The 11434-nt window shown below is 73.1% G+C and carries 13 protein-coding genes; 7 read left to right on the forward strand and 6 right to left on the reverse strand.

Translation table 11 applies throughout. The features are described from left to right. Positions 1-153: 153 nt before the first annotated feature. From PVE36_RS11505 to PVE36_RS11525, 5 genes are all read left to right on the forward strand, one after another. Complete coding sequence (locus tag PVE36_RS11505; protein ID WP_277452475.1) at positions 154-873, forward strand: hypothetical protein; 720 nt, start codon at positions 154-156, stop codon at positions 871-873. Continuing rightward, entirely contained in the window at positions 840-1673 is an 834-nt protein-coding gene (locus tag PVE36_RS11510; protein ID WP_277452477.1) for a molybdopterin-dependent oxidoreductase, read from the forward strand. The genes PVE36_RS11505 and PVE36_RS11510 overlap by 34 nt, the downstream gene beginning before the upstream one ends. A 149-nt stretch (positions 1674-1822) precedes the next feature. Further along, positions 1823-2452: an ECF RNA polymerase sigma factor SigK gene (sigK, locus tag PVE36_RS11515; RefSeq protein WP_346780582.1), complete on the forward strand. Its 630-nt coding sequence runs from the start codon at positions 1823-1825 to the stop codon at positions 2450-2452. After that, positions 2449-3186, forward strand: a complete 738-nt coding sequence (locus PVE36_RS11520) for an anti-sigma factor (protein WP_277452479.1) — start codon at positions 2449-2451, stop codon at positions 3184-3186. Before sigK ends, PVE36_RS11520 begins: the two co-directional genes overlap by 4 nt. 88 nt (positions 3187-3274) lie before the next feature. After that, complete coding sequence (locus PVE36_RS11525; RefSeq protein WP_277452480.1) at positions 3275-4270, forward strand: malate dehydrogenase; 996 nt, start codon at positions 3275-3277, stop codon at positions 4268-4270. A gap of 180 nt (positions 4271-4450) precedes the next feature. Here the strand turns inward: PVE36_RS11525 and PVE36_RS11530 are convergent, their stop codons facing one another. The 6 genes from PVE36_RS11530 to PVE36_RS11555 form a co-directional block, all read right to left on the reverse strand. Further along, a complete protein-coding gene (locus tag PVE36_RS11530; protein WP_277452482.1) occupies positions 4451-4783 on the reverse strand; it encodes a DUF3017 domain-containing protein in 333 nt (110 codons plus the stop codon). Continuing rightward, entirely contained in the window at positions 4783-5640 is an 858-nt protein-coding gene (locus tag PVE36_RS11535; RefSeq protein ID WP_277452483.1) for a bifunctional methylenetetrahydrofolate dehydrogenase/methenyltetrahydrofolate cyclohydrolase, read from the reverse strand. Before PVE36_RS11535 ends, PVE36_RS11530 begins: the two co-directional genes overlap by 1 nt. A 29-nt stretch (positions 5641-5669) precedes the next feature. Then, the gene (purH, locus tag PVE36_RS11540; RefSeq protein WP_277452484.1) at positions 5670-7268 is read right to left on the reverse strand and encodes a bifunctional phosphoribosylaminoimidazolecarboxamide formyltransferase/IMP cyclohydrolase; all 1599 of its coding nucleotides are present in this window, start codon (positions 7266-7268) and stop codon (positions 5670-5672) included. A gap of 136 nt (positions 7269-7404) precedes the next feature. Beyond that, on the reverse strand, positions 7405-8010 hold the full coding sequence (gene purN, locus PVE36_RS11545) for a phosphoribosylglycinamide formyltransferase (protein WP_277452486.1): 606 nt from the start codon (positions 8008-8010) through the stop codon (positions 7405-7407). Between the two features lie 22 nt (positions 8011-8032). Continuing rightward, positions 8033-8317 carry a DUF6350 family protein gene (locus PVE36_RS11550; protein ID WP_277452488.1) on the reverse strand — a complete coding sequence of 95 codons (285 nt, stop codon included), beginning with the start codon at positions 8315-8317 and terminating at the stop codon, positions 8033-8035. After that, on the reverse strand, positions 8251-9192 hold the full coding sequence (locus PVE36_RS11555; RefSeq protein WP_277452490.1) for a DUF6350 family protein: 942 nt from the start codon (positions 9190-9192) through the stop codon (positions 8251-8253). Before PVE36_RS11555 ends, PVE36_RS11550 begins: the two co-directional genes overlap by 67 nt. 114 nt (positions 9193-9306) lie before the next feature. On the opposite strand from PVE36_RS11555, the gene PVE36_RS11560 reads away from it, so the two are divergent. Both PVE36_RS11560 and PVE36_RS11565 read left to right on the forward strand, forming a co-directional pair. Further along, positions 9307-9828, forward strand: a complete 522-nt coding sequence (locus PVE36_RS11560; RefSeq protein WP_277452491.1) for a SigE family RNA polymerase sigma factor — start codon at positions 9307-9309, stop codon at positions 9826-9828. Next, on the forward strand, positions 9815-11317 hold the full coding sequence (locus PVE36_RS11565; protein ID WP_277452492.1) for a hypothetical protein: 1503 nt from the start codon (positions 9815-9817) through the stop codon (positions 11315-11317). The genes PVE36_RS11560 and PVE36_RS11565 overlap by 14 nt, the downstream gene beginning before the upstream one ends. Positions 11318-11434 lie beyond the last annotated feature (117 nt).

Consider the following 11434-nt stretch of genomic DNA (forward strand, 5'->3'; position numbering starts at 1 on the left):
GGGCCTCCTGGCCGGCGCCGAGCATCGGCGCGATCATCGACAGGGTCTGATGCACCCGGCCACGACGGCGTCGGCCCGCACCCGTGGGTGCGGACGGCGCCCTTCGTCATCGCCCGTCCCATCCGCTCCGACGGTCCGCTCCGAACTCCCGGTATGAATGGGCGCCGTGTCACCGCAGCCGTCTGCGGCATCCTCGCGACCGCGCTCGGGGGTGCCGCCGGCCACCTCGTCGCGGCTCTCGTCTCCCCCTCAGCCTCCCCGGTGCTGGCCGTCGGCGGCCAGGTCATCGACCTCGCCCCCACACCGGTCAAGGAGTGGGCGGTGGGCACCTTCGGCACCGCGGACAAACCGATCCTCGTCGGGTCGGTCGTCCTCGTCACGCTCCTTCTGGCCGCCCTGGCCGGACTGCTTCGCCTCCGCTCGCGTGCCGCCGCGGTCACGGTCCTGCTCGTCCTCACCGCCCTCGCCGGCGCCGCCGCGGTGCTGCGTCCGCAGACCGGCTCCTTCGCCTGGGTGCCGGCGCTCACGGCCGCCGTCGTCGGGGTGGCCGCCCTGGAGCTGCTCGCCCACCGCACCGGGCTCATCCACCAGGGCCGGTCCGTGCCCGGCGAGCCGACCCGACGTGGGCTCCTCGTGCTCGGTGGCGCCGGTCTCGGGGCGGTCGCCCTCGGCGGCGGCGGCCAGGCGCTCGTCCGGCGTCGCGCACCGACCACCATCACCCTCCCCCGGTCGTCGACCCGCTGCCGCCACTGGCGAAGGGGGTCGACCTCGGCAAGGCGGGCATCGCCCCCTTCGTCACGCCGAACGAGGAGTTCTACCGGATCGACACCGCCCTGCTCGTGCCGAAGGTCGACCCCCGGGACTGGTCGCTGACGATCGACGGGGACGTGCCCTCCCCCTTCACGATCGACCTCGACGAGCTGCTCGCGATGCCCACCGTCGAGCGGGACGTCACGCTCAACTGCGTCTCCAACCCGGTCGGCGGTCCCTACATCGGCAATGCCCGCTGGCTCGGGGTCCTCACGCGCGAGCTCTTCGCCCGCGCCGGCCTCGAGGAGGACCCGCGCAACCCGGACCTGCAGGTGCTGTCCACCTCGACGGACGGGATGACGATCTCCACGCCCCTGAGCGCCCTGCTCGACGACCGCGACGCCCTCGTCGCCGTCGGCATGAACGGCGAACCGCTGGCGGCAGAGCGGGGGTTCCCGGCCCGGCTGCTCACGCCCCGGCTGTACGGCTTCGTCGGTGCCACCAAGTGGCTGAGCCGGATGACCGTGACCCGCTACGACGGGCACCCCGCGTACTGGACGGAGCGGGGTTGGGCCACTGACGGCACCGTCCGCACCCAGTCGCGGATCGACACCCCGGCCCCATCGGCCGGTCTCGACCCCGGACGCACGACCATCGGTGGGGTCGCCTGGGCACAGGGGCGCGGGATCACGAAGGTCGAGGTGCGCATCGACGACGGGCCGTGGCAGCGGGCCACCCTGGGCGCGGAGGCGGACGTCGACTGCTGGCGGCAGTGGTTCCTGCCCTGGGACGCCCGCGACGGTCGGCACGACCTCACCGTCCGCGCGACGGACGGCACGGGCGAGGTGCAGACGAGCGAGACGGCCGACCCCTTCCCCTCGGGTGCCACGGGACTGCACTCGATCACCGTGACCGTGGGTTGACCAATCCGCTCGGCGCCCGGCCACGAACCCCGGATGCACTCTCCCCCAAGCCCTTCGGAGGCAGACCATGAGCCACTCGACCACCGTCCGCATCATCGACGGCCTGCTCCTGCCGGCTGCCGGGTGATCGATCACGCATGATGGGCTCCGTGACGCCATTTCCCAGCGACGACGACGCCGGAGGAGCCTCCGACGTCACCTCCGGCGAGACGACGCTGCCCGAGCCCACGGAGTCCGACCGACTCGCCACCACCCTCCGCGACGTCGCGAAGGGGGACGACGCCGCCTTCGCCCGCGTCTACGACGCAACGTCCGCGCGGGTCCACGGCCTCGTGCTGCGGGTGCTGCGCAACCCGGCCCAGGCGGAGGAGGTCACCCAGGAGGTCTACCTCGAGGTCTGGCGCCGGGCCAGCTCCTTCGACGCGGCCAAGGGGTCGCCCTACGCGTGGCTGATGACCCTGGCCCACCGGCGAGCCGTCGACCGCGTCCGCAGCAGCCAGGCGGCCACCGCGCGCGACGAGACCTGGGAGGCTCGCACCCGCGACACCCAGTACGACGCCACGGCCGAGAAGGCGACCGAGAGGATGGAGGCCCACCGCGTGCGCAGCGCCCTCAACGGGCTGACCGACGCCCAACGGGAGGCGGTGGGCCTGGCCTATCTCGGCGGGTACACCCACCGCGAGGTCGCCGGTCTGCTCGACCTGCCCCTGGGCACCGCCAAGACCCGCATCCGCGACGGATTGATCCGCCTACGAGACCAGTTGGGAGTGACCTCATGAGCGAAGACCTGCACAGCCTCTCCGGCGCCTACGTGCTCGATGCCCTCACCGAGCAGGAACGCATGGACTTCGAGATGCACCTGCGTCGCTGCCCCACCTGCCGCGACGAGGTCGCGTCGCTGCGCGAGGTGGCACCCCTGCTGGCCGAGACGGTCGCGAGCGAGCCACCGCCCGCGTTGCGGGAGAGCATCCTCGCCGAGGCGGCCCGGACGCGGCAGGACCCGCCGGACTCCGTCCAGCAGGCGGAGGTGCCGCCGGAGCGCGACCGCGATCGCCCTGCGCACGGCCGGGTCATCCCCCTTCGTCGTCGCCGGTGGATGGCCGGGCTCGCCGCGGCAGCGGCCCTCGTCGTCGGCGGCGGCATCACCTGGCAGGTGGTCGAGCAGACGACCGCGAGCGTCACCGAGCAGGTCGCCTCGGCGCCGGACGCCCGCAGCTGGCAGGCGGAGACCACGGGCGGCGCCACGATCGTCGTCACCCGCAGCGAGCAGATGGGCGAGGCGGTGATGCGCGTCGAGGGTCTGCCGGACCCCGGCGAGGGACGCGCCTACCAGGCCTGGCTGCAGGACGAGGAGGGCGGCTTGGCCCCCGCCGGCGTGATGAAGGAGACCGACGGCGAGATGGTCCTCGACGGTGACGTCCGGCAGGCGAAGGGGGTCGGCGTCACCGTGGAGCCGGCCAGCGGCTCGGAGCAGCCGACGACCGACCCGATCGCCCTCGTGGAGCTGTCCTGACGGACGGGATGACGCTCCGACCCCGCTGCGGAGTAGGGTCGGAACGTCAATTGCTCCCCAACACCCGCACGAAGGGGTACGAGTACTCGTGAGCACCACTCCCGTCAAGGTCGCCGTCACCGGCGCCGCAGGCCAGATCGGCTACAGCCTCCTCTTCCGCATCGCCAGCGGATCCCTCTTCGGTCCCGACACCCCCGTCGAGCTCCGACTGCTGGAGATCACCCCGGCCCTGAAGGCCCTGGAGGGCGTCGTCATGGAGCTCGACGACTGCGCCTTCCCGACCCTCGCCGGCGTCGAGATCGGCGACGACCCGGAGAAGGTCTTCGACGGTGTCAACCACGCGCTGCTCGTCGGGGCCCGCCCCCGGGGACCCGGCATGGAGCGGGGTGACCTCCTCGAGGCCAACGGCGGCATCTTCGCCCCGCAGGGCGCCGCGCTGAACAAGGTCGCCGCGGACGACGTCCACGTGACGATCACCGGCAACCCGGCCAACACCAACGCGCTCATCGCGATGAACAACGCTCCGGACATCCCCAACGAGCAGTTCTCCGCGCTGACGCGCCTCGACCACAACCGCGCCATCAGCCAGCTCTCGAGCAAGCTGGACGTGCCGGTCACCGAGATCACGAAGATGACGATCTGGGGCAACCACTCCGCGACCCAGTACCCGGACCTCTTCCACGCCGAGGCCGGTGGGAAGAACGCCGCCGAGGCAGTCGGTGACCAGGACTGGCTGGAGAACACCTTCATCCCGACCGTCGCCAAGCGCGGCGCGGCGATCATCGAGGCCCGTGGCGCGTCCTCGGCCGCGTCCGCCGCCTCCGCGACCGTCGACCACGCCCGCGACTGGGCCCTGGGCACCCCCGAGGGCAACTGGGTGTCGATGTCGGTCTGCTCCGACGGCTCCTACGGAGTGCCGGAGGGCCTGATCTCCTCCTTCCCCGTCACCGTGAGGAACGGCGCGTGGGAGATCGTCCAGGGCCTGGAGATCGACGACTTCAGCCGCGGCCGGATCGACGCCTCGGTCGCCGAGCTCGCCGAGGAGCGCGACGCCGTCACCAAGCTCGGCCTCATCAACGGCTGAGCACCGGTCACGAGCACGACGAAGGGGGGTCCGCACCGGTGCGGACCCCCCTTCGCCGTGTGGTCACCCTCTCCCCCACGACATCGGGTGACCCGACAACCCCCTGGTTCGCTGGAGTTCCTTGCTCGTGCGAACCGGGGGTAAGCCGTGCCACGTCAGCCCGCAGGGCGGCGAAACCCGTCAGCGGGGGGTCATGTCGAGGGTGAAGCCGGAGACGACGACCAGCGTCGCGAGGACGACGAGGGTGAGTGCGTCGAGGACCCGGCTGCGCACGATGAGGCCCCCGGCGCGCTCCGGCGAGAGCGCGAGCCGCAGGACCGCGGCCAGCACGAGCGTGGCCCCGATGACCGCGGTCGCCCGCAGCACGTGGTCGGTGAGGACGAAGAGCAGACCCACGACGATGCCCGCGGCGATGACCCACCACGCCGCCAGGGGTGGCACGTCGAGCGCGGGGCGGGGCGAGACGCCGTCCTCCTCGCTGTCGTCGTCAGCAACTTCGTGCTCGCCGGTCATCACAGGGCGCGCTCGGCCGCCTCGACGACGTTGGCCAGCAGCATCGCGCGGGTCATCGGCCCGACCCCGCCGGGGTTGGGGCTGATCCAGCCGGCCACCTCGGCGACGTCGTCTGCCACGTCGCCGGCGATCCGGCTCCTGCCGTCCTCGCCCTCGACCCGGCTGACTCCGACGTCGAGCACCGCGGCGCCCGGTTTGACCATGTCCGCGGTGATGATCCCGGGCACGCCGGCGGCCGCGACGACGATGTCAGCCGAACGCACCTCTGCCGCAAGGTCCCTCGTCCCCGTGTGGCACAGGACCGGCGTGGCGTTCTCGCTGCGTCGGGTGAGGATCAGGCCGAGCGGCCGACCCACGGTGATCCCGCGCCCGACGACCGCGACCTTGGCGCCCCTGATCGGCACGTCGTGCCGACGGAGCAGCTCGATGCACCCCATCGGGGTGCACGGCAGCGGGCCCGGCTCCCCCAGCACCAGTCGGCCGAGGTTGACCGGGTGGAGCCCGTCGACGTCCTTGCCGGGGTCGACGGCCGAGAGGATCGCGGTCTCGTCGAGCCCCGTCGGCTGCTGCACGAGGAAGCCGGTGCACTCCGGGTCCTCGTTGAGCTCCCGGACGACGGCCAGGACCTCCTCGAGCGTGGAGTCGGCCGGCAGGTCACGGCGGATGCTCGTGATCCCGATCTCGGCGCAGTCCTTGTGCTTGGCGCCGACGTACCAGCGGCTGCCGGGGTCGTCACCGACGAGGACGGTGCCCAGGCCGGGGGTGATGCCGCGCTCCTTGAGCGTGGCCACCCGGCCCCTGAGCTCGTCCTTGATCGATGCGAGCGCCGCCTTGCCGTCGAGGATCTGTGCAGTCACGTGGTCATCCTTCCAGTGCGGGGCGCTGATCAGTGGGCGAAGTGCCGGGTGCCGGTGAAGTACATCGTGATCCCGGCCGCCTCCGCCGCGGCGACGACCTCGTCGTCACGCACCGACCCTCCGGGCGCGACGACCGCGGAGACCCCGGCGTCCAGGAGGACCTGCAGACCGTCCGCGAAGGGGAAGAACGCGTCGGAGGCCGCCACGGCCCCCTTCGCCCGCTCCTCGCCCGCACGGCCGACCGCGAGGTGGCAGGAGTCGACCCGGTTGACCTGACCCATCCCGATGCCGACGGAGCCGCCGTCCCTGGCCAGCAGGATCGCGTTGGACTTCGTCGCACGCACCGCGCGCCACGCGAACGCGAGGTCCGCGAGGGTCGCCTCGTCCGCGGCCTCACCCGCGACACGGGTCCACGCCTCAGGAGCGTCACCGTGCCCCTGGGTCGGCTTCTCGCCGTCCGTCGCCTCGACGACCGCATCGATCGCGTCCCGGTCCTGGACGAGGAGTCCGCCCGAGACCGGCCGCATCTCGACACCGCCGGTGGTCGGCGTGGCGACCGTGAGCAGGCGGCGGTTCTTCTTCTCCTTGAGGATCTCGAGCGCGTCGGGGTCGAAGTCCGGTGCGAGCACGACCTCCGAGAAGGTGTCGTTGAGCGCGGTGGCCATCGCCGCGGTGACCGGGCGGTTGCTGGCGACGATGCCGCCGTAGGCGGAGACGGGGTCGCAGGCGTGGGCGCGCTCGTACGCGGCCTCGATGCTGTCGCCGACGGCGATGCCGCACGGGTTGGCGTGCTTGATGATCGCGACGGTCGGCTGGTCGCCGTGGTCGTGCGCGGCGCGCAGGGCGGCGTCCGCGTCGACGTAGTTGTTGTAGGACATCTCCTTGCCGTGCAGCTGCTCGGCCTGTGCCAGCCCCTCGACACCGTCGGCGACGTACAGGGCCGCACCCTGGTGCGGGTTCTCGCCGTAACGCAGGCCGGACTTCTTCGTCCAGGTCCCGCCGAGCCATCCCGGGAACCGGGTCTCGTCGCTCGGGCTGACGACCGAGCCGAGCCAGGAGGCGACCGCCACGTCGTAGGTCGCGGTGTGCACGAAGGCCTCGGTGGCGAGCCGCTCGCGCTGGGCCAGGGTGAAGCCGCCGCCGCGCACCGACTCGAGGACCTCGCCGTAGCTGGTCGGGTCGGTGACGATCGCGACGGACGCGTGGTTCTTCGCCGCCGCACGCACCATCGTCGGACCGCCGATGTCGATCTTCTCGATGCAGTCCTGCACGCCCGCACCGGAGGCGACGGTGTCGGCGAAGGGGTAGAGGTTGACCACGACGAGGTCGAAGGGGGCGACCTCCAGCTCCTCGAGCTGGCGCACGTGGTCGGGCAGGCGGGTGTCGGCGAGGATGCCGGCGTGGACGCGCGGGTGCAGCGTCTTCACCCGGCCGTCGAGGCACTCGGGGAAGCCGGTGAGGTCCTCCACCTTGGTCACGGGCAGGCCGAGATCCTCGATCGCGGCGGCCGAACCACCGGTGGAGACCAGCTCGACGCCCGCCTCGGCGAGACCCCGGACGAGATCCTCCAGACCGGTCTTGTCGAAGACGGAGACGAGGGCGCGGCGGACGGGACGGGGATCGGACACGGATGCTCCTGGTGGGTCGGCTTCGTGGTGGGCGCACCCAGGCGGGCGATGCACCCCGACTTCCACTCCCCGGTGGTGATCCACCTTCGCCAGTCGTGTGGGGCCAGTCTATGGCGGCGCGGACGGGGCCAGCCAATCAGCCGACGAGGCAGCGACGCCCCTCGACCCGCCAGCCACCCGTGGCCATCCGCGTGACGACGTCGACGAGCATGATGCGCTCGACCGCCTTGATCCGCTCGTGGAGCGTCTCCTCCGTGTCGTCGTCGGTGATCTCGACGACGCGCTGCTCGATGATCGGGCCGGTGTCGACCCCCGCGTCGACGAGGTGGGCGGTCGATCCGGTGACGCGCACGCCGTGCGCGAGGGCGTCACGCACCCCGTGCGCACCGGGGAAGGAGGGAAGCAGCGCCGGGTGGGTGTTGATGAACGTGGCGCACCCGAGCGTGGTCGGGCCCAGGATCTTCATGAACCCCGCGGTGACGACGAGGTCGGGGGCGTACTCGCGCACCTGCTTGGCCAGGGCCACGTCCCAGGCAGCCCGGTCGGGGTGGGCCGAGACGGCTTCGACGAATGTCGGGACACCGGCCCGCTCGGCCCGCTCGAGTCCGGTGCAGCTCTCCCGGTCGGCACCGACCGCGACGACCTGTGCCGGGAGCACGCCGGCCGCCTGCGCGTCGAGCAGGGCCTGCAGCAGGGAGCCGGATCCGGAGACGAGGACGAGGAGACGAAGGGGGCCGCTCACCAGGGGAGTCTATCCGCGCCGGTCAGCGGCGCAGGACCCACCACTCGCGGGCGAAGACCACCAGGGCCCCCGACCCGAGCTCGAGCGCGAGCGCGAGGCCGAGCAGCCCGCCGGGTGCGCCGACGTGGGCGAGGTGCTCGGCGCCGAGCGACCCACCGCCGAGCGCGTCGAGCGCGACGACCCCGAGCGCCGCGACGGCGACGGAGACGGCGATGACCGCGAGCTTGGTCTGGGTCGCGGCTAGCCGGGGCACCCAGACGAGCGTCTCGCGGCCCAGCCACGCGCCGACGAGCACCGGCAACAGCACGAGCAGGCCCGTGGCCCACGGCAGGTCCCCGGCTGCGGCTGCGCCGCGAGCACCGGGACCATCGGCAGCAGCCCGGAGTCGGCCGTGGCCCACGTGGTGGCGGCTCCCCCGGTGGCGAAGCCCGGCCCGGCGGCGAAGCTGGCCCCCCAGATGCCCAGGTTGGGCAGCGCGCCGACCTGCAGCAGCACCAGCAGCAGTCCACCGAAGAAGCCCGCCCCGAGGTCGGCGTGGACCTGCAGCACGCGCGCGATGTTGACCCCGGTGGCCACGAGCACGAGCACGGAACCGACCGCGACGGTGACGACGGCCCCCTTCGCCCCGGGGACGAGGCCGCGGTGCACGGCCACGGGCGCGCGCTCCCACACGCCGAGGACGCGGTCCGGCAACCCGTGCGCCCATGCCAGCGCGACGACGGGCAGGACCACGAGCGGCAGGAGGAGGGAGAGCGGGTCCGCGCCCACGGGTGACAGCAGGCCCAGCAGGGCCACGATCCCACCGACCCCGGCGTACCCGCCGAGCCAGGAGCCCTGCAGGCGTAGGTCGGGCGCCTGCGGCAGGCCCCGGCGTGCGCCGTACCGTGCGAGCCCGAGCAGGGCGAGGGTCCACACCAGCGGGGTGAGCGCCAGGGTGCCGCCCTCGAGGTCGAGCCGGGCACCGCCGAGCACGAGCCACAGGAGCGCCCCGGAGCCGATCGACTCCCCCACGCCGGCAGCGGCACGAGGGACGGCGAGCGCTGCCAGGAGGACGAGCACCACGGGTGCACACAGCCCCGCGAGGGCCGTCAACGCCCCCGTCCCGGCGGCCCGCAGCTCGGGACGCCGGCGGCGGTCCTGGTCGACGGTGGTCGCGGACCTGATGAGCTCCAGCACGGTCACGCCCCCATGGTCGCCCACGAACCCACACGCGTGGCGCAGACAAGCCGTAGCGTCGGAGGTGAATTGTCGAGGCCGATGCAACCACGTGCCCGACTCGCGCGTCTGGAGGGGTGAATGAAGGGAGGGAAGGTGCCGGCGGCGGCCGAGTTCGACGAGTTCTACCGAGCCTCCGCGCAACGAGTCGTGCATGTCGTCTACGCGTCCACGGGTGACCTCGAGCTGGCGAGGGACGCCACGCAGGAGGCGTTCTCCCGGGCGTGGCAGCGCTGGGACCAGGTGAGCGCAGCCGATGAGCCGCTCGCCTGGGTGCGCACCGTCGCGCGGCGCATCGCCATCTCCACATGGCGCAAGGACACGAACCGGACCAAGGCGATGGAACGACACGGAGAGCAGAGCGGACCCGCGGGCCCGAGCGAGGACCGCGTGGCGGTGGTGGCGGCCCTGCGGACCCTCGGGCCGGAGCTGCGCGAGACCGTGGCCCTGCACTACCTGGCCGACATGTCGGTCGACGAGATCTCCCGGCAGACCGGTTCCCCGCCGGGCACCATCAAGGCCAGGCTGCACCGCGGCCGTGCCCAGCTCGCCCGGACCCTCACCGCACCCGACACCGAAGGAGGCCCCGATGACCAGGCATGACGACCCGTCCTGGGGCCCCGAGGACGACGAGCTCGTCCGGGCGGCGCTGATGTCGCTCATGGACGACGTGTCGGCGCAGCCCCTCCCCGAGCCGGAGTTCATCCGGGCCCGTGCGGAAGGCAGGGGTACGGGCGACGGGTCCTCGGTCGCCGACCTGGCCGTGCGCCGCAGCCGTCGACGCTCCTTCGCCTTCCTCGCGGGGGCGGCCGCCGCAGCCGTCGTCGCCACCACCGCCGGCCTCTACGTGGCCAACCAGTCGCCCGACCGCCCGCTCGCGACGTCGACCACGCAGCAGGGGACCACGAGCAGCTCCAGCTCGGCCGGCTCGCGCCTGACCATGCTCGGTGCCGGCAGCTGGGCCGCGGTCCTCGACCGCCCCGTCGAGTCGACGATCACGGCCGCGCCCGACGGGCCCAGCTGCTTCGAGCCCACCGACGACGCGTCGTGGTCCCGGGGCGCACCCCGGCTCGCCGACGGCAGCGTTCCCGCCGGCCAGTGGATCGGCATGCCCCGCGCCGGCTCGGAGCCGCTGGCGCGGGCCGTCGAGACCGCCCTCGACCGCTGCAGCGACCTCAGGACCACCGACCGGACACGCGGCACCCTCGCCGGCGGTGCGTCCTACCGCGCGTGGTTGATGCAGGAGGCGGACGGCGCCCGCACCTGGCGGGTCGAGGTCACCGACGGCGACGGGCTGTCCTTCCTCCGGGTCCCCGTCCGTGGGGAGGAGGGGCTCGCTCCCGAGGACATCCGGCAGCTGGCCCTGGCCGTCATCGGAGAGGCCGACCTCACGCGGGAGAACTCGACGTCGGAGACGACGGCCACCGACACCGCCACGGCAACCGGCACGACGACCGCCCCCTCACCGGAGACGACGCTCATCCCGCCGCTCCCGGAGGACACCGGCACCGGTGACGACCCCAGCACCGCCGGGACCGGCACCGGCACGACCGGCACACCCTCGTCGAGCGCGCCGTCGTCGACCACACCCGACGGGACCATCGACAGCTCACGCTTCCTCCCCGCCGACCGGTGGGGCTCCCCGGCCCTCACCGGAGGTGCGGCGACGACGGCCGGACCGCTCCACCTCGAGGGGGCGCCGCCGTACATCGAGTCGTGCATCACGAGCGAGCTCGACGCCCCGGTGGCGGCCACGGGCATCCGCTCCGGCCCGGGCGAGGCCAACTACTTCGGCCGGCAGTACATCGCCGTCTCCTCCGACGCGGACGCGGTGCGCTCGGAGCTGCTCGCCGGGTACAGCAGCGGCACCTGCCCCGGCCCGGCGATCGGCGGCTCGACCACCCAGCTCGCCCCGGGCATCTTCAGGCTGCAGCAGGTCGAGCTGACCACCTACATCGCGGTGGTGCGGATGCAGGGCCAGGGCGTCTCCGTGCTGCACCTGACCGAGGCGAAGACGGCGCCGCAGCCGCTGACCGACTCGGTCGCCGTCTCGGAGCTGACGAGGATCTCGGACCTGGCCGCCGCGCGCTGAGGCCGAGTGCGGTCCGCCGGACGGCTGCAGGACAGCGCCGACCCGGGAGCAGGGGGGATCGACCGGGTCGGCGCTGCTGTCACAGGCTATGCCCCACGCCCACGCGGAGACCACCCT

The sequence above is a fragment of the Janibacter sp. DB-40 genome, assembly GCF_029510815.1.
GTDB lineage: Bacteria > Actinomycetota > Actinomycetes > Actinomycetales > Dermatophilaceae > Janibacter.

Coding starts and splice junctions, on each gene's coding strand:
- PVE36_RS11505 (WP_277452475.1), top strand. CDS start 154: ATGAATGGGCGCCGTGTCACCGCAGCCGTCTGCGGCATCCTCGCGACC.
- PVE36_RS11520 (WP_277452479.1), top strand. CDS start 2,449: ATGAGCGAAGACCTGCACAGCCTCTCCGGCGCCTACGTGCTCGATGCC.
- PVE36_RS11530 (WP_277452482.1), bottom strand. CDS start 4,783: ATGACCGGCGAGCACGAAGTTGCTGACGACGACAGCGAGGAGGACGGC.
- PVE36_RS11560 (WP_277452491.1), top strand. CDS start 9,307: ATGAAGGGAGGGAAGGTGCCGGCGGCGGCCGAGTTCGACGAGTTCTAC.
- PVE36_RS11565 (WP_277452492.1), top strand. CDS start 9,815: ATGACCAGGCATGACGACCCGTCCTGGGGCCCCGAGGACGACGAGCTC.